Annotated in this window: 18 protein-coding genes and 1 other annotated feature; of the genes, 4 read left to right on the top strand and 14 right to left on the bottom strand. The window is 45.6% G+C overall.

Annotated elements, in window-relative coordinates; genetic code table 11:
* Positions 1-42: 42 nt before the first annotated feature.
* From WH46_RS07410 to WH46_RS07380, 7 genes are all read right to left on the bottom strand, one after another.
* On the bottom strand, positions 43-1,110 hold the full coding sequence (locus WH46_RS07410; protein ID WP_082208337.1) for a metal ABC transporter solute-binding protein, Zn/Mn family: 1,068 nt from the start codon (positions 1,108-1,110) through the stop codon (positions 43-45).
* A 292-nt stretch (positions 1,111-1,402) separates the two neighbouring features.
* On the bottom strand, positions 1,403-3,424 hold the full coding sequence (locus WH46_RS07405; protein WP_046226252.1) for a peptidoglycan D,D-transpeptidase FtsI family protein: 2,022 nt from the start codon (positions 3,422-3,424) through the stop codon (positions 1,403-1,405).
* A 271-nt stretch (positions 3,425-3,695) separates the two neighbouring features.
* Positions 3,696-4,079, bottom strand: coding sequence for a hypothetical protein (locus tag WH46_RS07400; RefSeq protein ID WP_046226251.1), 384 nt, complete (start codon positions 4,077-4,079; stop codon positions 3,696-3,698).
* A 129-nt stretch (positions 4,080-4,208) separates the two neighbouring features.
* Positions 4,209-4,595 carry a hypothetical protein gene (locus WH46_RS07395; RefSeq protein WP_046226250.1) on the bottom strand — a complete coding sequence of 129 codons (387 nt, stop codon included), beginning with the start codon at positions 4,593-4,595 and terminating at the stop codon, positions 4,209-4,211.
* A gap of 169 nt (positions 4,596-4,764) precedes the next feature.
* Positions 4,765-6,762 carry a peptidoglycan D,D-transpeptidase FtsI family protein gene (locus tag WH46_RS07390; protein WP_046226249.1) on the bottom strand — a complete coding sequence of 666 codons (1,998 nt, stop codon included), beginning with the start codon at positions 6,760-6,762 and terminating at the stop codon, positions 4,765-4,767.
* Positions 6,763-7,031: 269 nt separating this feature from the next.
* Positions 7,032-8,186: a transglutaminase domain-containing protein gene (locus WH46_RS07385; protein ID WP_046226248.1), complete on the bottom strand. Its 1,155-nt coding sequence runs from the start codon at positions 8,184-8,186 to the stop codon at positions 7,032-7,034.
* Positions 8,187-8,219: 33 nt separating this feature from the next.
* Positions 8,220-8,675, bottom strand: coding sequence for a VHS/ENTH/ANTH domain-containing protein (locus WH46_RS07380; RefSeq protein WP_017815589.1), 456 nt, complete (start codon positions 8,673-8,675; stop codon positions 8,220-8,222).
* 215 nt (positions 8,676-8,890) lie between these two features.
* Here WH46_RS07380 and WH46_RS07375 point away from each other — a divergent pair, with 215 nt between their 5' ends.
* Positions 8,891-9,235 (top strand): toprim domain-containing protein, encoded by a 345-nt coding sequence (locus tag WH46_RS07375; RefSeq protein ID WP_407944403.1) that lies wholly within the window; start codon positions 8,891-8,893, stop codon positions 9,233-9,235.
* A gap of 125 nt (positions 9,236-9,360) precedes the next feature.
* Here WH46_RS07375 and cyoE read toward each other — a convergent pair whose 3' ends face one another.
* A complete protein-coding gene (gene cyoE / locus WH46_RS07370; RefSeq protein ID WP_046226246.1) occupies positions 9,361-10,296 on the bottom strand; it encodes a heme o synthase in 936 nt (311 codons plus the stop codon).
* A 427-nt stretch (positions 10,297-10,723) separates the two neighbouring features.
* Here cyoE and WH46_RS07365 point away from each other — a divergent pair, with 427 nt between their 5' ends.
* The gene (locus WH46_RS07365) at positions 10,724-11,719 is read left to right on the top strand and encodes a metal-dependent hydrolase (protein WP_017815586.1); all 996 of its coding nucleotides are present in this window, start codon (positions 10,724-10,726) and stop codon (positions 11,717-11,719) included.
* A gap of 420 nt (positions 11,720-12,139) precedes the next feature.
* On the opposite strand, the gene WH46_RS07360 is transcribed toward WH46_RS07365, so the two are convergent.
* From WH46_RS07360 to WH46_RS07350, 3 genes are all read right to left on the bottom strand, one after another.
* On the bottom strand, positions 12,140-13,072 hold the full coding sequence (locus WH46_RS07360; protein WP_156172232.1) for an ABC transporter substrate-binding protein: 933 nt from the start codon (positions 13,070-13,072) through the stop codon (positions 12,140-12,142).
* Between the two features lie 105 nt (positions 13,073-13,177).
* Positions 13,178-14,182, bottom strand: coding sequence for a FecCD family ABC transporter permease (locus WH46_RS07355; protein ID WP_046226274.1), 1,005 nt, complete (start codon positions 14,180-14,182; stop codon positions 13,178-13,180).
* A gap of 21 nt (positions 14,183-14,203) precedes the next feature.
* The gene (locus WH46_RS07350; RefSeq protein WP_046226244.1) at positions 14,204-15,208 is read right to left on the bottom strand and encodes a FecCD family ABC transporter permease; all 1,005 of its coding nucleotides are present in this window, start codon (positions 15,206-15,208) and stop codon (positions 14,204-14,206) included.
* Positions 15,209-15,591: 383 nt separating this feature from the next.
* Between WH46_RS07350 and WH46_RS07345 the strand changes: the two genes are divergently transcribed.
* Complete coding sequence (locus WH46_RS07345; protein WP_017815582.1) at positions 15,592-15,777, top strand: hypothetical protein; 186 nt, start codon at positions 15,592-15,594, stop codon at positions 15,775-15,777.
* Position 15,778: 1 nt separating this feature from the next.
* Here the strand turns inward: WH46_RS07345 and trpS are convergent, their stop codons facing one another.
* Positions 15,779-16,768, bottom strand: a complete 990-nt coding sequence (gene trpS / locus WH46_RS07340) for a tryptophan--tRNA ligase (protein WP_017815581.1) — start codon at positions 16,766-16,768, stop codon at positions 15,779-15,781.
* A 161-nt stretch (positions 16,769-16,929) separates the two neighbouring features.
* Positions 16,930-17,204: a binding site (T-box leader), on the bottom strand.
* Between the two features lie 128 nt (positions 17,205-17,332).
* Between trpS and WH46_RS07335 the strand changes: the two genes are divergently transcribed.
* Complete coding sequence (locus tag WH46_RS07335) at positions 17,333-18,310, top strand: aldose 1-epimerase (RefSeq protein ID WP_017815578.1); 978 nt, start codon at positions 17,333-17,335, stop codon at positions 18,308-18,310.
* Between the two features lie 230 nt (positions 18,311-18,540).
* Here WH46_RS07335 and WH46_RS07330 read toward each other — a convergent pair whose 3' ends face one another.
* Positions 18,541-18,948: a hypothetical protein gene (locus WH46_RS07330; RefSeq protein ID WP_046226243.1), complete on the bottom strand. Its 408-nt coding sequence runs from the start codon at positions 18,946-18,948 to the stop codon at positions 18,541-18,543.
* 300 nt (positions 18,949-19,248) lie between these two features.
* On the bottom strand, positions 19,249-21,054 hold the full coding sequence (locus tag WH46_RS07325) for a M3 family oligoendopeptidase (protein WP_046226242.1): 1,806 nt from the start codon (positions 21,052-21,054) through the stop codon (positions 19,249-19,251).
* Between the last annotated feature and the right edge of the window lie 150 nt (positions 21,055-21,204).

Here is a 21,204-nt window from a genome sequence, read left to right as displayed (position 1 = left end):
CTCCCTTGTTGAATTGGATTTGAATATAAGGGTCATTGGTGATTACCGAAGTGCTTTTACAATCGTCTCTGTATTATGGCGAACCATCCCTATATAGTCTCCGGCAGCAGTGCCTTGTTCACCCAGCGCATCCGAGTATAATTCACCACCTATACGGACAGTATGTCCCTGCTGCGCAGCTCCGGCGATAATAGCTTCCATAGAGCGGGCAGGTACACTGCTTTCTACAAAAACAGCCTGAATACGGCGCTCTACCAGCATATCGCGCAGTTCACTTACATCACGTGAACCATATTCGGAAGCTGTGCTAATTCCTTGCAATCCGCGGACTTCGATATCATATGCATCTCCGTAATAACCAAAAGCATCATGACCTGTTATAAGTACGCGGCTTTGCTTTGGAATACTGGCAATTTGCTGCCGGACTTCTTTATCCAGCTGCTTCAGTTCAGCTAAATAGGCGGATGCATTGATCCGGTAATCTTCTGCATGACCAGGATCGGATGCGATCATCGAATCCCGAATCTGCTCGACTGCCTGCATCCACAGACTCACATCGAACCAGATATGCGGATCATATTCGCTGGAATTCTCCTCGCTCTGCCGCAGCTCACTGGTCGGAATTGAAGCTGTTACAGCGGTTACGTCACGTGTCCGACTCATTTTCTCCATAATATTCGTCATACTGCCTTCCAGATGCAGTCCGTTATATAAGACCAGATCGGCTTCATCCAGCTTACGGATATCACCTTGGGAAGCTTTGTACATATGAGGATCCACGCCGGGGCCCATCAGACCGGTTACATATACATGCTCTCCGCCTACTTGATGGGCAGCATCCGCGATCATGCCTGTAGTAGCTGTAATCCGAAATTTGTCTGCAGCTTCGGCTTCGGCATTATTTTCCGATCCAAAAGGGTTGCTGCAGCCGGCAATACATATAAGCAGTAGCAACCCCAAAAATACGGGAATATATTTTGTAAGTTGCTTATTGTCAGAACTGCTCGCTTGGCTGGTTACCGTTTTACGGTTATTGATCGTTTGAACGTGCTTCAGGATAGAGGCTTTTATTTTGTTCTGTAATTTTTGTGTTTTTACATTTCGCTTCATCATTTCTCTCCTTTTCTTTTAGTAGCAGATGTTATAAGTGCAGTTTCAATCGGATTATTATTGCTATCTTACAAAAATATTGCCCATATGACCTTATTTTTATATAAGGAAATAATGTTTCCTTAGTGCAAATTTTAAGGGATGAAATGTCAAAATGCAAGTGCTAAAACCCCGGCTGTACATACACAAAAAAAGGCACTTCCCTCCGCAGAGGAAAGTGCCTTTTATGCTGATTGACTTGCTGTTCAATAGGATAGCTCCTACTATTGTTGGAAAAATCATCGAAAGTCCATTATTGCGATGCTGCTTCTTCACCTTCACTGGTCGATGTATTTTTCTTTGGAATGCCATCCAGACCGTATTCCTGATCATACGCGTCAAAAATTTTGACTGCAACAGGTGCCGCACTTTTGGAACCGAATCCGCCTTCCGGAATAACTACGGCTACCGCAAGCTTTGGATTATCACGTGGAGCGAAGGCGATGAATACACCGTTATCGACAATTTTGCCGTATACCGACTGCTGGGAGGTACCAGTTTTACGAGCTACATCATAGCGATAATTATTCAGCACTTCCACTTTACTGCGCATTCCGTTAATAACGGTATTCCAGTATTCCGGCGGGAAGTCAACAGTGTTCAGCACTTCCGGCTTGGTTACTTTGACTACATTACCTTTGGCATCCGTAATCTTGCTCACAAATTGCGGCTTGAGACGTTTGCCTTTGTTGGCAATGGTAGTAACATACTGGGCAAGCTGGAGCGTCGTATAACGTCCCTGCTGACCAAAGGAAGCATAGGCCATCGCTGCCTGCACACTACCTGCTGCTTTGAGGTTGGTATACTCGCCACGACCTTCATTTTCATAAGGCAGCCCACTCTGGGTCGATACACCAAGACCAAATTCCTTCATATATTTATCCCATACATCAATTGATTTGCTGCCATATTTAACAACAAGCTTCTTACCCACCATATCGACCATAAAAGCATTGGAAGATTTTTCGATAGCTTTTGTCGGATTTAAAGACTGAAGTACTTCTCCCAATGCATTTCGTACTCTAGTCTCATGTCCTGCTTTACCAAATTCTGCGTAACCACGATCATAGTACCATGTATCGGAAGTGAATAGTCCTTCTTTCATTCCAATCATAACACTGAGTGGCTTGATAACGGAGCCAAGCAACACCATGGAGGATGCGCGTCGTCCATTATAAATCTCTCGGATGGTTCCATTTGGATAAATCGATTCTAGATCAGCAATTTGTTGTCCTGATGGTGATTTGGACCAGATATTCGAATCATAATCGGGCATACTTGCCATCGCAATTACATTGCCAGTCTGCACTTCCATGGCTACCGCGTAACCAGTTAGCGCATTACCCGTACCACGCTGGTAGCGTAGCTGAGCGACCTGATTGGTAATCGCCTGCTGAGTTGCAAGCTGTACATTCTTATCAATAGTCATCCACAGATTGTGACCTTTTTGAGGTGGTATTAATGTATCTCGTCCGTCAGCACGATTAAGTGCATTGACAGGTGTACTACGCACACCATTTTTCCCTCTTAATTCATCTTGGTACATATATTCCAGACCATCTATACCTACAAATTCTGTATCAAGATACTTATCTTTGGCTCCGGTAAGTTGCGCTCTATTTCTATATTTGATCAAGCCACCTTGATAGTTTTTATCTCCCTTAACTCCAGAGAATCCTTTAAGATAACCGACCGCCTGAACTGCTACGCGATCCGGGCTGTATTGACGAATACTTTCCTCTCGAACTTCAATACCCTGATAGTCACTTTTGTGCTCCAAGAAATAAGCGATTTCTTTGTTGCTGAGATCTTTTTTAATTCGGCGCGGCGTATAACCGAAGTTTTTACGATACGTAATATCCATCGCATCAATAATCTCGTCAGCCGTCATTTTTTTGTCCGGATCACCGTATGTATTAAATACACGCTTCAGGTCTCCGACAATTTTGTAAAATTCCGGTTTGTTCTTTTCCAGCTGATAATCTTTATTCAATGTAAAATACAGCGATTGTGTTGGAATCGAATACGCGATCTTGGAGCCTGATGCGTCATAGATAATTCCGCGGCTCGGCAGAATCGGTGTCTCATTATTGGTAATACTTGATTCTTCCTCCGTCAATGTAGGCCCTTCCACAAACTGTAAAATAGCTAAACGTACCACAAGCACAGTGAATATAAGAAAAGTAGCAAAAAAGAAAATATTCAGCCGGATCGAAAACTGGCGTCGGTGACTCTCTTCAAACTCTTCCGACTCGGATGAACCTATTTTTTTCATGAACGTTATAAACCTCCCTTTATTGTGGATATATCATCTATTTCAGAATGCTTTACAAATAGAGCATTCCATAATATGTAGTTGTTTCTTCATTTTAGCATAACCTGCTGCAGGAACACATCCCGGATGCAATATCTATTAATCATTCTAAGATCAATCAAAAGAATACTTTTATATTTTATTAATTACAATTATACTTACTTAGCTTCTATTCTCTGTATAGAAGAGAACAAAAAAAATCAAGGGGCAATCTAAATCTGCCCCTTGATTTTTAATTATCTATTGCTGCTCTAACTGTAACACCATTATTTGTTTGAATATCAACTCGTGCTTGAAGACGATAAACTTGACCTTTATTCAAGAATACATCAATACTATTATTATTAGGATAGCTAGAAGAGGTTCCAACTCCTAATTCAGATGCTATTGTATGATTAGATACATTTAACACCATGCAATCTCCTGAAAGGCCTCCACTTCCCGCAATCGAACAAGTAAATTTTTGATATTTTCCTGTTCCTTGAAATTGAGAAGATTCTTTAAATACTATCTTACTATCTGACTTTACCATTTCTACTTGAGCTGCATCTGCTATAGGAGCAAGTAGTATCAAAGAAAACATGCCTACCATTAAAACAGTGATTATCTTTTTCATAATAATATACCTCCAAGAATATCCTTAATTACGCAATCGACATTAAAACACTCTAATTTCAACTGACATTCCTATGGTGATTTCTAACTTTTAATAAAGTGAGGTATTATACTGATATTCTTATCAATCTTATCGAATTGAGGCAGTGACAGAAGTATTGGATGGCGCTGTAATTTCAACATCAGCTTTGAGGATATACTGCGCTCCTTTGTCCATGTAATAATCTACAGATTCAGTTCCAGGTGAGTGTGTTCCAGGACCTCCAACATTTAATGTCCTAGTTGAAGCGTTTGAAATTTTAGTTAACTCACAATAACCGTTGCTTGCCACATTTGATGCTGTGCCTGCGTATGTACATGTAAATTTAATATATCTTCCCTCGCCAATAACTCTAGTTTCTTTTGCAGCATTCTCAGATTTTCTTGAAGTTACAGATGCAGAGGCAGCATCCACAGAAGAAGCAGCCACTCCTACAGTTATAGCAATTGCCAATGCAGAAATCCAAACCTTTTTCATAATCAAATTCTCCTTTAATTGTTTTTTTATCCTTTATCTTCAAAAAGAACAACGTTTATTATAGTACAATATATACATATAGTCAAATATTCTAAAATTAAAAATAAAACCAAGCTACCAAGCTTGGTTTTATTTTTAAGATAAAAATTATTAAACTTTGAGAATAAACCTATTTATTGATATTCAATTTATTCTTTTTGGGCACACCATCCAGACCGTATTCTTGGTCGTACGCATCAAAGATTTTACGAGCTACTGGTGCTGCACTCTGTGCTCCAAAACCACCTTCTGGAATAACTACAGCCACTGCCAGCTTTGGATTCTCTCTCGGTGCAAAGGCAATAAATACCCCATTATCTACAGTATGTCCATAAATAGATTGCTCTGATGTACCTGTTTTGCGAGCATAGTCATAAGGAAATCCATCGAAACCAGATACCTTACTTTTCATTCCTGATTTAATGCTATCCCAATAAGATTGCGGGAATTCAATAGTATTTACGACTTCCGGCTTGATTGTCTTAATTACATTACCTTCAGAGTCAGTAATTTTGCTGACTAACTGCGGTTTTAAACGCTTGCCTTCATTCGCGAGTGTGGTTACATACTGAGCCAGCTGTAACGTTGTATACTTCCCTTGCTGACCAAAGGAAGCAAAAGCCATCGCTGCCTGCGCACTACCAGCAGCTTCCAAATTCAGGTATTCGCCTGAACCTGTACTTTCGCCAGGCAATCCACTTTTTGTAGATATACCTAGACCGAATTCTTTCATATACTTATCCCATACATTAACGGAATTAGCCTGATATTTCCGATATAGTGGAAGTCCCACTTCATCGATCATAAATGCATTAGACGAATGCTCAATGGCTCTCGCTGGCGTCAAAGGTCCATAAACATGTCCGCTAGAGTTACGTACTCTGGTCTCATGACCTTCCTTACCAAACTCTGCATACCCTCTATCCTGATATACAGATCCCGGTGAGATCAATCCTTCTTTAAGCCCAATCAGTACGGTAAGGGGCTTGATAACCGATCCCATCAATACCATGGAGGAAGCATGACCTTCACGATATACTTCTTTGATCGTACCGTTGGCAACATGAGGCTGGATTTCTTTGTACGTTTCGTCTGTCATGTTTTCCCAGACGTTGGTATCGTAGTCTGGCATACTAGCCATGGCCACAACTTTACCCGTACTTACTTCCATTGCTACGGCATAGCCTGTCTGGGCGTTAGGTGCATACGAACTGCCGCTTCGATAGGAATGCAGATAAGACAGCTGATCGGTAATCGCTTTTTGGGTAGCCAGCTGTACATTTTTATCGATCGTCATCCAGACGTTATTTCCCTTTTGCGGGGCAGTCAATTCAGTTCGACCTGTGGCAATATTAAGTGAATTGACAGGCGTTGTTTTCAGACCATTTTTACCGCGCAGATCATCCTGGTATGCATACTCAATACCATCTACACCTACATACTCGGTAGACAGATATTTCTCATCTGCATCTGTTACTCTGGCTTTGTTAATGTAATGATCCATCGTCGCGCTGACGCCACTGAACTGGCGCAGGTAACCGACTGTCTGTGTTGCTACTTGATCGGTATCATAGTGACGTACACTTTCCTCGACAATCTCGATTCCCTTGAACTCATCCTTGTGTTCCAGGAAATGGGCGATTTCTTCATTGGTCAGATTCTTTTTGATTCGTCTTGGCGTGTATCCAAATTGTACCTTGGATTCAATATCCATCGCTTTGATGATCTGCTCGGCAGTCATTTTTTCCTTGGGATCGCCATATTCATTAAATACTTTTTTGAGCTTGCCGACAATTTTATATAGTTCCGGCTTGTTCTTTTCCAATTTGTAATTTTTGGTCAATGTAAAATAGAGCGATTGCGAGGACGTGGAATACGCGATTCGAGCTTTACCCGAGGCATCCATAATATTCCCGCGAATCGGTGGAATTGGCGTACTCTTGGTCGAGATGCTTGCTTCTTTTTCCCTTAGTGTGGGTCCTTCGACGAATTGGAGAATCGCCAGCCTTACAATCAGGACAGTAAATACAATAAATGTCGCAAAAAAGAAAACGTTCAGACGGATAGAGAACTGACGTTGATTTCGAAGTTCGCGCTTGGACGACTCATCAATACCCGATTTCTTCATTTCTTGATCTTTCTCCTTCTTTTCACGACATCACAAGACAGCACCTGTTTATAAGGCACGGTCTTGTAATGCCTGATCGTTCAAATGTATCTGATTACCTTGGTATAGATGCCGCTATTCACAGATACCTTCTTACGAATGGTACTGTATTGTGCGGTTTGGGACTCTACGACTCAACATGTACTCTATATATTAGCATAGCCGACAGGCGATTGAGAAATTTCGCGTTTAGCTGTCGAATTACTGGATTCGGAGCCTGCCAGTGCACCTTATAATACGCTTTGTTCAATATGGGTCTCTGCAAATTTGGGCGGGTTAAACCAGTTGCCTGCAGATGCCCATGTCGGATCAAGCGGTACCCACTGTTGCTGATCCGGCAGATACACCTGGTTCCAGGCATGCGGTCCGTAGCCTCCCTGACCGTTATAACCGAGCCCGGTAACAACCCGCACTTCGATTCCTTGCGAACGAGCCATTACCGCATACAGACGGGCATAATCGATACAGACGCCCATTCGGGTAGCAAAAGTATCTTCCGGTGTCTGTTCATGCCATACGCCGCGCTGCTCATAATCTGTAACTTTGCCATAGTCATAACTAACCCGTGAACCAACCCATTCGTATAAGCGCTGCGCCTTGTCTTCTGTTCCGCTTGCACCCGATACGACGGATGCCGCCGCTTCCTCGATATCCGCAGGAATACTGCGATCGACTACATCGTATTTACGCTGGAAAATACCGGTCAGCTCCTGCTCCACGGCACTCGTGAATACAGGTAGGGTATTCTTGACAAAGGAACCTGTAAGCGGCTGTACGACAGCTGTAACCGTATGACTATAGAGCGAGGAAGCTTCTACATAAGAGGACATTTTCGTATTGGGATAGAGGCTGATCGCGATAAACAGAACCAGAATAACAATCCCGCAGCGCAGTAGTCCATTCACGAGTCCAATGCCACCGCCCAGTACACGGCTGAACCACGAAGAACGACGTTCTTCCATAGGCAGACCTCCCTGCCGCCACCTCTCCGGCAGCAGCAGTACAGCAAGCAATGAAAAGGAAATACTCGCTACCACATAGCTCAGCATAAATAGCACTACAAAGCGCAGCAGCGAGAACTCCGAGATCAGATAGACCGCCGAATAGTACATTTCCCACCACCATTGTAATTCTCCCTGCGGTACGGACGAAGATACCTGCTTTGCCCAAGTCTGTACATGTGGAGACACCCATAGGGCAAACGGAGCAGCCAGAATAATCGCAATGATTGTCAGCAGCGTACGACTTGCCCATGAGAACAGCATACCGGCTGAACGGACCACACCATGACGGATTCCCTGCAGTACGGATATCAGCACGATGCCATAGAACAGACAGGAGACCAGACTGCTATCGAATAATGCTTGGATACTGCTCAGATCCATACATGCGTTCCTCCCATTTGATCAGACTGTTCATCAGGAGGAAGCTCCTGCAGCTGTATTTTTCTTGGCCTGGTCAATCATTGAACGAATGGTACTGTTAATCTCCCATTCTCCCAGAGGAACACCACGGAAAGTTACTCCGACTTTGCCTGCTCCCGGCGTGCCTTTCAATTCAATCGTGTCGGTCTTGATGGTATAGGTGCCATCACCGTTCTGGATAAAGCGGGCACTCTTCGCCTCATCTTTCATCACATCCATCGCCTGCTCCTGTAGAGCGGCTACGGTCTGACCGGTTACGCCGGAGACGGTATCACGGATCTGATCGATAGAAATTCCGCTATATATGCACACGGCAACGACAATGATAATAACGATCAGCCATTTGATCACCGTTTTGACCAGATTAATAACCATAAACAATATAATCAGGGCTACCAGAATGATCAGCCAGTTCTGCCTGAAAAATTCGCTCCATACCTGCCAATCCATCTTGTTTCCCCTCCTGCATTTTGCATCTGCTGAGTCAAATTCAGCACAATTGGTGTATTCATTACAATTCAGAGATTTATCATAGGCTGCCAATTGGGTCGGCAAGCTAGAATCATTATAACCGAAGTATATACAGGGTGTCAGCAGTTTCCCGCACTCCTGTTTTTGCATCGGAACCTCGCTATCCGATACCATTATTTATAGAGGTGATGACCTTGATTCATATTATTGTAGAAGGCAAAAATGACCGTAGCAAGCTGCGAAGACTGCTTCAACCCGAAGTAGAGATTTTATGCACCTTTGGCACACTGAATTCGCAAAAGCTGGAGAAGCTGCGCAAGCAGGTTGGCCAGAACGAAGTGTATCTGTTTATGGACAACGATCCATCCGGTCGCAAAATACGTGCTGTTTTGAGCGATACTTTTCCGGATGCCACCCATATGTATACCCGGCGCGGCTATGCAGGTGTAGAAGGCACACCGGACGAATACGTGGTTGCCCAGCTGGAAAAAGCAGGACTGGACGAGTACATTATCGATCCCGGGCCTTCGTGGTCATAAATCGATTTTTGCCTATTAAAAATGCCGCAGAGATGAAGAACACTCTGCGGCTACAATAATAAAGTATCCGGTATTACCCGGGAAATGGGAGCTGTAAAACTTCAATTTGTACTCTATTATGGCTTTTATTTATGAACAGTATCAATAATCATCAGGATAAAGCTTAATGTGAGATAGTTAATGGAGAAAATAAAAGCTGTTTTCGCCCATTTATCCGTATCCGGTTTGCGGAAGCCTGCTACTGCCATGAACAGCCATACGACTGATAATACCAGCGATACAATCATGTAAATGACTCCGGTATAGTTGTACACATACATCAGAATCGGAATAGGAATCAGCAGCGCAATGTACGGCAGCATCTGATACTTGGTCCGCGTAATTCCTTTGACAACGGGAAGCAGCGGAAAGCCTGCAGCACGATATTCTTCCACACGACGAATACCAAGTGCCCAGAAATGCGGTGGTTGCCACAGGAACAACATCGCGAACAACAGCCAGGCAGCCAGATCAATATGATTGGTTACTGCTACATAGCCGATTACAGGTGGCATCGCACCGGAGATTCCACCGATGGAAGTACTCCATGTAGACGAGCGCTTCAGCCAGAGCGTATAAATAACCACATATACGAACATGCCGAGTACCCCAAGCGCTGCCGCCAGCAAGCCGGAGAATATGGCGAGTACACCCAGACCGAGTACACCGAGTCCTATAGCATACCAGAGAACTACATTCGGTGACAGGCGGCGTGTAGCCAGTACACGATCCTGTGTCCGTGCCATCTTGGTATCCAGATCACGGTCAAAATAATTGTTAAATACACACGAAGAAGCCATAACGAGCATGGTGCCGAGCAATGTCCAGATCAGATGTATAAAATGAACATTCCAGCCGGAAGCAAGCCAAAAGCCGCCAAACGTAGCCACCAGATTCGATCTCAGAATCCCGGGCTTGGTTAAAGCGACAAAATCTCTCCAGGTCACGGCCTGGTCTTGCGGAGACGGGCTTACGAACGTTGTGGAATCCGGGGGAGTTTGATAACCCAAATGTTTATCCACGTTTATAAGTTCCTCCTTAATATTCAGCTAATAACAGCCGATGAGTAAACAAGAAGCATAATCACAAAAATATTCACTCTCTGTATATCATCTGCAAATGCGTTATGCATTTTTACAGATTTTCACAAAAAGTGAATAAAATAAATCACCCAAAATAATTGCTCTATAAACTTTATCATACCTGTATACAAAAGTCTTTGGAATTCAGTGGTAGGATCGGTCATTATTATGACAATTTATTGACAAGGTGCTGAATTCATCGTGCTTTAATATTTTCGTCTTCCGTTTATGGTAAACTACACACTAACTGGAACAGATATATAATATAGAGACAGAATACTGCAGTACTCCTGCTTTTACTGTCGCGTCAGACCTCCTATTCCTCATGAATACGGACATCCTGAAAGTCATAAGGAGAGAATACCGAATGGATACTGCTACCCATTTTGCCATGGGTTTTGGACTTGCCGGACTTGCCTATGTTGATCCTGTTGTTGCTTCCGATCCGCGGCTTGCTATTGCCGTTATGGTCGCTACAATTGTAGGTTCACAGGCGCCGGACTCCGACACCATTTTACGACTAAAAGATAATGCGACCTATGTGCGCAATCATAGAGGTATCACCCACTCCCTGCCGTTTATGGCACTGTGGATTGCACTGATCAGCGGATTTACGTCGCTGTTGCTGCACCAGGAAGGCTTCTGGCATATTTTGCTATGGACAGCTGTAGCCGTCGTACTGCATGTGTTTACCGACTTGTTTAATACGTATGGGACCCAGGCGGTGCGTCCGTTTAGCGAGACATGGATTTCATGGAATATTATTAATATTTTTGATCCATTTATTTTCGGTACTCATATCGCAGCCTTAATTTTGTGGATTACGGGATTGGTAGCGCCTGCTCCATTATTTGTAACCCTGTATGTCGTTATCGCGCTGTACTATGTATGGCGTACGCTGACTCACTGGTACCTGACCCGCAAAGTCGAGCAGATGGATATCGAGGACGGACGCTCTCCGGAGCCAGATGGTCACTATATACTCATCCCTACGATTTCCCTGCGCCGCTGGCATGTGGTTCATGCCAAAAAAGATGGCAGCTACCGGATCGGTTGGTATAGCCCGGACAAGCTGATCTGGATCGATTCGATTCAGTCCATGAGTCATCCGGCGATCGAAGCTTCACGCAGTCATCGCGATATACGCGCACTCCTGTACTTTTCTTCCTACACGGTCTCCGAGGTAGAAGAAACATCGAACGGTTATATTGTACGCTGGGCGGATGTACGTTATCGTCATCGTCGTCAGTATCCGTTTGTAGCAGTTGTTGTGATGGATGAGAATTACCAGGCGATTGATTCCTATGTAGGCTGGCTGAGCCCCGACAAAATGAACGACCGACTCAGTCTGCATATGAGCTAAGGAACTGCATTTAGTGAATGAAGTGAATCCAATACGTACGATGAAATGAATAAAGCCCCTGCTTTTCCGTATACCAGTCAGGATGGATATCCTCTCGGTGATAGGAAAATTGCAGGGGCTTTTTGGTGATTAGATTCATCCACTTCAGAAAGGAATAAGAGACTGTCCTCCGGTTAAGCCTGGAGATCCTGAATCTTTAATTGGAAAAGAGGATCTCCAGGCTTAAAGGTCGTCCAGTTCTCTTATTTCCTTTCTGGCATTCCGTATAGTTGATATCATTTGCAAGTTTACACTGGCTTCTAATCTTCAATCTTCAATCTTCAATCTTCAATCTTCAATCTTCAATCTTCAATCTTCAATCTTCAATCTTCAATCTTCAATCTTTCCAATTATCAAAATAAGTTTGGGAGAAACAAGCTTTTATTTGGAAAATAACTGTTCGGCATCATCCAGTGCCATACTGTGACCGAGGGAAGAGTAATCCAGCCACTTTTGTCCATCCAGCATATAGACATGCTTTTCTTTTACCGCTTTGAGATTCTGCCAGACCGGATTGGATTCCAGTGCGTCGAATGTCGCTTGCGCTTCACTGCCTTTACTGATAATGACGAAGATCGCATCAGCATGGTAATCCGGCAGTACTTCTTTGGAGATCACAGCGAATGGCTCCGTAGCTGCAATATCAGCTACACCATCAGCAGGCTGAAGTTTCAGATCATTATACATGATCGGACCGAGAGGTCTGCCAGTACTCATCACGCGCAGCTCCTTGGCTGTTGCACGAATCGCCATGACTTTGGCATCGGCGCCCAGTTTGGCGTGGATCATCTCGCTTACTTTGGCAGCTTTGGCATCATAGGTTTTGATAAATTCATCTGCCTGCTGGGTACGTCCTGTATGGGTGGCGATCTGTTTGAGTTGGTCCTGCCAGGTTCCCTGGTCCATATCGATTACGATTGTTGGAGCAATAGCTTCGAACTTGGCCAGATCTTTGCCAGAGTATTCTTTATCGATATAAATCACGTCTGGCTGCAGAGAAAGCAGTGCTTCCATATCCGGATCAGCGACCGGCCCCAGCTTGGTTGTACCCTGCAGCTGATCGGCTACATGCGGCAGAAAGTCTTTGACATCACCGCCGACTACAGAGCCGACAGGCTTGATACCCAGAGCAAGCAGATTATTGGTAATATGAATCGACATGGAAGCGACCCGTGCGTTGACATCGTGTGTGATAGTACCATTTGCTGTTTTTTGGACGGCCGTACCAGATGGTGCAGCTGCCGGTTGTCCGCAGCCTGCCAGCAATGACATCATAATACCAATAACTATAATAAGATGCGTTTTTTTGAACATATTATAAAACCTCCACATAGATGAGTTACTTTTATTCATTGCTTCGGTCCGGAATCCGAACCCCTTTACTACTTATTCAATATCGTTTCTTTGTCTCCATCATTATTAGAATTTACTTTTGAATAATAAATACAAAAAATAAGGACCACCGATCGCAGCTACCACTACACCAGCCGGTACAGCATTGGGGTGAAAAATCGAGCGTCCTATCGTATCGGCTGTCAGCAGAATCACCACACCGAGCAGTGCAGCTGCTGGCATAAAGTAACGGTGCTGCGTGCCGGCGAGCTGTCTGGCTATATGTGGAGCAATCAATCCAATAAATCCTATCGAACCCACCATAGCTACACTCGCGGAAGACAGGGCAACTGCCAGCAGCATTAGACCAATTCGGTTCCGATTGACCTGACTGCCTATACCGGAAGCCAGCTCATCTCCGAGCGTGAACAAATCCAGATAACGCGAGTGCCAGTACACCAATGGCAAGAGCAATATAATCCAGGGTAGCAGCGTCCATACATGAACCCAATCTCTGGCCCAGACGCTGCCTGCCAGCCATGTCGCTGTAAACGTGTATGTATCCTCATCCAGCTTCAATGACAGCAATAGTGTGATCGCGCTGATCCCGGCGGCTACTGCAATACCAACCAGAATCATACGGATCGGCAATAGTCCTCGCTGACGGTCATAAGACAGCAGGAAAATAACCACTGCCGTCAATACCCCGCCTGCAAAAGTGAACAGTGGGATCATCAGGGATACCGGACCGTCCATGGTACGGAAAAAGGATACAAAAACAATTAACCCGAACCCTGCCCCGGCATGAATACCGAGTACACCAGGATCAGCCAGAGAATTGCGGGAAGTACCTTGCAGAATCACACCAGCTACCGCGATACCCGCTCCAGCCAGAATCGTAATCAGGATGCGTGGTAACCGGTAATCGAACATAATCATATGTTCCTGCCGGGTGCCAAGTCCTAGCAGCGTGTACAATACTCGTAGCGGAGACAGACGAATTGTCCCTGTATTGATACTAATCAGGATGACTACAATCGCGATGACCAGCAGGATAATGCTCACCCACCAGGCACGACGTGCACGCTGCATTTGCATATGATGTAGATTCATTTACAGTTCTCTCCCTTCCCGCCTTGCCAGATAGAGGAAAAAGGGAACTCCGACCATCGCTACCATCGCTCCGATAGCAAACTCCCTGGGCGGCTGAACTATACGCGAAGCAAGGTCTGCCCACACCAGCAAAATTGCTCCCAGCAGCGCAGACAACGGAATGACTGCGCGATAATCCACGCCAATCAGACGTCTTGCCATATGCGGTACAACCAGACCCACAAAACTGATTGATCCAGCCGCCGATACCGATACACCTGCCAGAATAACAACTAACGTCAGCGCTATCACCTTTATGTAGCGGACCCGTATTCCCAGATTGATTGCCGACTCATCCCCGAGCGACAAAAAAGTGATCGGTCGCCCCAACAAAATGGCCCCTATCATTGCCAGTATAATCACCGGTGTAATCAACTGTAGATGAGCCCATGTAATCCCGCCCACCCCTCCGGCATACCAGAAAGCCAGATCTTGGCTGAGATCAAAGTAAATCGCTACGCCGGTGCTAAAAGAGTGCAGCATTGCGGCAATCACTGCCCCGGCTATGGTCAACTTCATCGAAGTCAGCCCTCCCGGTGTGGCAGAGCCAAGCAGCAAAATAAGCAGTGTAGCCAGTGCCGCACCAGCAAATGACAATAGCATCAGCTGTAAATAAGAAACTCCCGGAATAAATGCAAAACTTAGTGCCACCACTGCTGCCGAACCTGCATTGATCCCCAGAATACCGGTATCCGCCATCGGGTTGCGTGTTACTCCTTGCATCATGGCACCTGCCGTACCAAAAGCCATGCCGATTACAGCTGCACCCAGAACGCGCGGCAATCGCAAATCATGTACAATCTGATGGGAAGTCAAGCCTGGATCATAATGCCATACAGCAGACCAGACTGCAGACAGTGTCAGTTCTTTTGCCCCATAGGACACAGCGAAAAAGACCGACAGCAGTAGTCCCGCTGCGGCAGCCAGAAGCCAGATCCCGATTTGCAGTTGTCTACCAAATACCATATTTGTCCATAGCCATCCTTTCCAAATAATATTGATAATCATTATCAGTATAGCATAGCTTTATTTTTCGCCCCACCGATAATTAAAGGCAGGAATGGAGATGTCTGACAATCTACTCCTTTTATCAATTACAAAAAAGCCCCTTTTCAGATCCAAAAGCAAAAGAATACCCAGAGGCATTCCTGCTTTTTTAACCGAAAAAGGGCTTACGCGTACTGCAATGGTAACGATGATAGGCAACCGGCATATGGAAACTTCCGACAGATTCGCTTGACCCATGACCAGCGGTCAGGCACAATGGATATAAGCATTGTTATACGCTTACATCACCTACAACTATTTATTTTATCTATATTCTATTTTTTCAGGAGGCTGTTATCCCTATGAGTAAAGGTCTTTCCCTCTGGTTTGCTGTTTCTTCGATTATGCTGCTGCTGTTTTGTGCTATTGCGATCTCTCATTCTGCGTGGCTCGCAGTACTGCTAGGCGTACTGGGCGTCGCCAATATCGGCTGGGGCTTTGTAATCAAAGCCAAGCGGGAACGCCGCAGCAGCAATCATCCGGCCTGAATCAGAATCCTTTAGGCAGGAATCCCATCTTGTCTTTTACTCCGGTCAGAATTTTCTCCGCTGCGGCCTGTGCATTTTCGGCACCCTGGCGGAGAATATCACGGACCTCACCCGTTTGACGAATCTCCTGATACCGCTGCTGCAGCGGCTCCAATCCGGCTACTACCACTTCAGCCAGATCTTTTTTGAATGTTCCATACATCTGTCCTTCAAATTTATCCGCCACCTCAGCCAGAGATAATCCCGAGAACTGGGAATAAATCGTCATCAGATTGCTGACTTCCGGCTTGTTTGCTGGATCATACTGCACTTCACGGCCGGAATCTGTTGTTGCACGGCTGATTTTTTTGCGAATTACACTTGGCGGATCGAGCAGGGCGATATAGCTGCCGGTATTCGGGTTGCTCTTGCTCATTTTTTTCGTACCGTCATCCAGTGACATGATGCGTGCGCCCACTTCCGGAATATAAGGCTCCGGCAAAGTAAAGAATTCACCGAATCGATGGTTGAAACGTGCTGCCAGATCGCGAGTCAGCTCCAAATGCTGCTTCTGGTCATCACCAACCGGTACCACGTCGGCATTGTACATCAGAATATCCGCTGCCATCAGTGCCGGATAGACGAACAGTCCTGCACCTACATTTTCTTTGCCTGCCGACTTGTCCTTGAACTGGGTCATACGCTCCAGCTCGCCCATAGAAGCCAGTGTCGTCATAATCCATCCGAGTTCTGCATGCTGTGGAACATGAGACTGCAGGAAAATATTCGCTTTGGATGGGTCCAGTCCTGCCGCCAGATACAGAGCTGCGACCGATTCGGATGCTTCCCGCAGTGCTGCAGGGTCCTGTGCCACAGTGATGGCATGCAAATCCACTACCATAAAGTAGCAGTTATATTCATTTTGCAGCTCTACAAAGTTTTTGATTGCCCCGATATAGTTACCGATCGTCAATAGACCGCTTGGCTGAATGCCGGATAATACAGTTTTCATTGGTGTTCCTCCTCAAGTTGATGATGCATGGGAATAAGTACAGAGACAGATCGGACATGATGCATCTGCTGGATTTGCCAGATGAGCTGTTTGCAGCTTATACTCTGCTCCACTCAGGATACTTTGCCTGTAAAATGGAACGCAAAAAGGCCACACATCCAGCAAGGGACGTGTGACCGTGGTGCCACCCTCATTTACCGGTATCACTTGGCTGCAGTACTATATCCTGGTTCCGCAGCACAGACAGAGTCCGGCCTCATACAGGTTCCGTTAACGGTGAACCAACCGGCCAGCCTAATCCGGATGCCTCCACAGAGGTCCATTTCAGCCAGGCACTCCAGAGTCCATTCAGCAGACCATCTTCACCGGTTCGCATCTACCACCGGCTTTCTGGAGAAGCATTCTTCTGCCTACTATTCTCTATCATCGTATTCCCAGTATCTTGCACTCATCATAATTCCCAAATCCGTAAATGTCAAATCGCTTTTTATCCGTAAAATCTGGTATGATAACTGTATTATTCTCACTCCCATTTGTTCTGAAAGATCAGGAAGGAGCAGCACAATGAAAGTGACCAAAGGAACCTGGAACAATTATGATACGTACATTTTAAAAAGCAAGCAGCTTGAAGTCACTCTGCTGCCCAAGCTAGGCAACAATGTTATCGGTATTCGTGACCTACAGGAGAATCGTGACATTCTTCGCCGTCCAGAAGAAAGCGATCTGGATTTTTATTTACAAAAGCCTTATCACTTTGGTATGCCCATGCTGATGCCGCCCGGCCGGATTCGCCGCGGGCACTTTGAGTATGATGGTGTGGAGTATCAGTTTGATCAGAATACTGCCAATGATAATCATATCCACGGCCTGCATCGTACTCAGCCATGGCGTGTATCCGATATTGACGAGAACGATGCCGGCTGCCAGATTGTTACCGAACTGCTGACTACGGATGATCCCAACTGGATCAGACAATATCCGACACCGCTCAAGCTTGAAATGACCTTGCAGCTGCAAGGCACTTCACTGATGCAGCGCCTCAAAATTACCAATCTGGGCGAGCATTCGGCTCCATTTGGTTTTGGACTGCATACCTGGTTCCTGCTGGATGGCGAACCCGAGCGCTGGACGCTCAAGATTCCGGTCAGCGATCAGCTGCTTCAGGACGAAGAGCAGATTCCAACAGGTGAAGTCGTACCGCTGGACGAATGGGAAGAGCTAAATACCGGCATGAATATGGCAAACCGCAACTGGGACAATCTGCTGCGAATCGGTGACAAACGTCCGGTTAGTGCAGAGCTGAAACGTGATGATGGCTACGGTCTGCGTTATTCGGCTGATCCGGATTATTTCAAATACTGGGTATTGTATACCAAGGGCGAAAGCGATCAATTTCTCTGCATCGAGCCGTATACCAGTCTGCCGGATGCTCCAAATTCATCACATCCACAGCAGTTTACCGGATTGATCGAACTCCATCCGGGCGAACCGGTAGAACTGAGTCTGCAGCTGGATGTTATCGAGAAATTTACACTTTTATAATGAATATCAAATAAAAAGGGCCTCCCATCGGGAAGCCCTTTTTGCCATTGTTCGATTCCAGTACATCGGGTATGCGGCTCAAACGAGCCAATAAAATATAAAATAAACGTATAATGGCAGTAAACATGATGCCTGTTCCGATCCAGTGGCTCTACTTTTGTTTCTTGCTTCTTGTTACATCGTGCAACTCAAACTATACCTTGCTGCTTGACGATCATTTCTCCCAAAACCTACGATAATTCTGCGTTGGTATCGCTGTATGTAGCTCTAGGATAGCGAATCATGTGGTTAGCCATGTTGTAGTTGGATTCAATTACCGTATCGACCGCAATCAGCCCTTTGCGTACTGCAAATTCATAGCCGATTTCCCCATGCGTCCAATGATTTTTGAATTTTAGCGATTCAATTGCCATTTGTCGAAACGATTTGATCTGAATTGCACTCAGACCATGTTCTGGACAACTCCACTCTCCATCTCTACCGGCGATCGGATTATGCTTGATACCGAACTTCCCAATCATGTTATTACGGATTTGGATAAATACCGTTCCCGAATCCAGACAGGATAGTTCTTTTTCAAGCTCTTTAAAGACAATATCAAGTTGTCTCGCTAGAGAAACCAGATCATTCTTAGGCATTTCTTCCCCTTCTTCCCTCTTTTTGTCCTGTAAAATCAGGACTTAAGACTCATTATATGTCGGTCATTCGGATCTATCAAGCCATATTTTCATATTTAGGTATTAAGAACCATTATTCGACATAAAATTCCTTTAACTACTAAGTGACCTTATTCTGATAGATTCTTTTGAACATTGGAAGTCAGCGAAGATTTTATTACGGTGTGTCCAGCAGCATTTAACATAAAAAGCTCCTTTTATTTCGTTTGCAGAAATAAAAGGAGCTGCCATATATCATTAATTCTTAAAACTTATATTCTATCAGGAACGAGCATAAGAAGCGGTCATTTCCAGGAACAGCTTCACATCCGCAATACCGACATCGACTGCTCCCTGCCAGAATTCAGGCTGTGTCAGATCGACACCCAGATGCTTCTGCGCCAGCTCTTCCACCGTCATACGGCCGGTATCCTGCAGCAGTGCATCATACTTAGCGGCAAATCCGGCACCTTCCCGCTGAGCCAGCGCGTAGATTCCTGTACTGAACAGATAGCCGAATGTATAAGGGAAATTATAGAAAGGCACACCTGTTTTGTAGAAATGCAACTTGGATGCCCAGAAATGCGGATGATACGACGCCAGCGTATCGCAGAAGGCTTCACGCTGCGCTTCTTCCATCAGGCGGCTTAACTCTTCACTGCCTACCATACCCGAGCGGCGCTGCTCATAGAAGCGTGTCTCGAACAGGAAGCGGGCATGTATATTCATAAAGAATGCAATACTGCGCTGGATTTTGTCTTCCAGCAAAGACAGTTTTTCTTCCTCGGTTTTGGCTTCTTTAACGAGTGAATCCGCTACGATCATCTCGGCAAAAGTCGATGCCGTCTCGGCAACGTTCATCGCATACTGCTGACTGAAAGCAGGCAGATCATTCATCACATGCTGATGATATCCATGACCCAATTCATGAGCAAGTGTCGATACATTGGAGGCTGTCCCGCTGTAAGTCATGAAAATGCGTGTCTCTTTGCTCAATGGCAAAGAGGTACAGAAACCGCCCGGACGCTTGCCGGCGCGATCTTCCGCTTCAATCCAGCGTTTCTCAAACGCCTGGGTAGCGAAATCTGCCATCTCCGGATTGAACTTACGGAACTGTTCTACAATCAGATCAGCCGCATCATCATAGCTTACTTTGCTGTCGACATTTCCGATCGGTGCATCTACATCATTCCAGCTGAGCCGCTCTACACCCAGTACCTCTGCCTTGCGCTCCAGATAGGAGACAAACACAGGTTTGTTTTTGACGATAACGTCCCACATTGTATTGAGGGTCTGCTCGGACATCCGGTTAATGGCAAGCGGTTCTTTGAGTACGTTGTCCCAGCCGCGGCGATCATACAGCTTCAGACGGAAACCGCCAATATGATTCAGTGTATCCGCACAAAAGTCTTCTACACCAGTCCATGCGTCTTCCCATTTCTGGAACATTTCTTCGCGCAAGTTGCGATCCGGGTCGCTCATTTTGTTCGCTGCCTGACCTGCCGAGAGCATAACGGTCTCGCCATTTTGTTCAAAAGGAATACGCACATGGCTGACAATCGTATCGTAGAAGTCACTCCAGCCATGATAACCATCTACAGCCAGTCCCAAAGCCAGACTTTCCAGTTCAGGCGACATTTTCTCCCCGGCGACTGAACGGATTTCATTCAAGTAAAAGGCAATCGGTGCTACCTCTGGACGCTTCATCCAGTCGGCAAATACTTCATCCGGGGTATCCAGCAGAACACTCTGGAACTGTACGAACAGAGCCTGCAGATTCGCCGACAGATCGGACAATGCTGCCGATAGACGGGTAGCCTGCTTGTCACCCTGATCCTGAGCGGTCAGACAGCTGGCAAATGATCCTGCTTCGCGCAGGCGTATTCTTGTATCCTGCAGCTGCTCCAGCAGCGTATCAAATGGCTGTGTCTCTTCTACCTGCTGCGGAGCCGACAGCTGCTTTAGCTCGGACGTCAACCGGTCGATATCCTGCGTCAGTTTGCCCAGAAATACTTGTAATTGTTCGGAAGTAGAGCCTCCTGCAAAAATGGGTTCCAGATTCCAAGTTGGATTCAGCGGATGGTTCATGTTGACATCACCTTTCTGTGTAGGTCTGCATGCAGACAGAAGTAAGAATATGACCAGTGGTTAATTATGGATTGCAACAATGCCAGTGAGCGTAATTCCTCTACTTTATGCTACTCACGGTCTTCCCTTGGGCGGATCATGCTTCATCAT

The organism is Paenibacillus dauci (genome assembly GCF_000971985.1).
Taxonomy (GTDB): Bacteria; Bacillota; Bacilli; order Paenibacillales; family Paenibacillaceae; genus Saccharibacillus; species Saccharibacillus dauci.
The sequence above is the reverse complement of the archived record's forward strand: the minus strand, read 5'-3'. Positions and strand labels throughout refer to the sequence as shown.

Bases quoted from the DNA above. Each gene is read 5' to 3' on its own strand.
- WH46_RS07410 (WP_082208337.1), bottom strand. From the start codon at position 1,110: ATGAAGCGAAATGTAAAAACACAAAAATTACAGAACAAAATAAAAGCC.
- WH46_RS07405 (WP_046226252.1), bottom strand. From the start codon at position 3,424: ATGAAAAAAATAGGTTCATCCGAGTCGGAAGAGTTTGAAGAGAGTCAC.
- WH46_RS07400 (WP_046226251.1), bottom strand. From the start codon at position 4,079: ATGAAAAAGATAATCACTGTTTTAATGGTAGGCATGTTTTCTTTGATA.
- WH46_RS07395 (WP_046226250.1), bottom strand. From the start codon at position 4,595: ATGAAAAAGGTTTGGATTTCTGCATTGGCAATTGCTATAACTGTAGGA.
- WH46_RS07390 (WP_046226249.1), bottom strand. From the start codon at position 6,762: ATGAAGAAATCGGGTATTGATGAGTCGTCCAAGCGCGAACTTCGAAAT.
- WH46_RS07385 (WP_046226248.1), bottom strand. From the start codon at position 8,186: ATGGATCTGAGCAGTATCCAAGCATTATTCGATAGCAGTCTGGTCTCC.
- WH46_RS07380 (WP_017815589.1), bottom strand. From the start codon at position 8,675: ATGGATTGGCAGGTATGGAGCGAATTTTTCAGGCAGAACTGGCTGATC.
- WH46_RS07365 (WP_017815586.1), top strand. From the start codon at position 10,724: ATGGATACTGCTACCCATTTTGCCATGGGTTTTGGACTTGCCGGACTT.
- WH46_RS07360 (WP_156172232.1), bottom strand. From the start codon at position 13,072: ATGTTCAAAAAAACGCATCTTATTATAGTTATTGGTATTATGATGTCA.
- WH46_RS07355 (WP_046226274.1), bottom strand. From the start codon at position 14,182: ATGCAGCGTGCACGTCGTGCCTGGTGGGTGAGCATTATCCTGCTGGTC.
- WH46_RS07350 (WP_046226244.1), bottom strand. From the start codon at position 15,208: ATGGTATTTGGTAGACAACTGCAAATCGGGATCTGGCTTCTGGCTGCC.
- WH46_RS07345 (WP_017815582.1), top strand. From the start codon at position 15,592: ATGAGTAAAGGTCTTTCCCTCTGGTTTGCTGTTTCTTCGATTATGCTG.
- trpS (WP_017815581.1), bottom strand. From the start codon at position 16,768: ATGAAAACTGTATTATCCGGCATTCAGCCAAGCGGTCTATTGACGATC.
- WH46_RS07335 (WP_017815578.1), top strand. From the start codon at position 17,333: ATGAAAGTGACCAAAGGAACCTGGAACAATTATGATACGTACATTTTA.
- WH46_RS07330 (WP_046226243.1), bottom strand. From the start codon at position 18,948: ATGCCTAAGAATGATCTGGTTTCTCTAGCGAGACAACTTGATATTGTC.
- WH46_RS07325 (WP_046226242.1), bottom strand. From the start codon at position 21,054: ATGAACCATCCGCTGAATCCAACTTGGAATCTGGAACCCATTTTTGCA.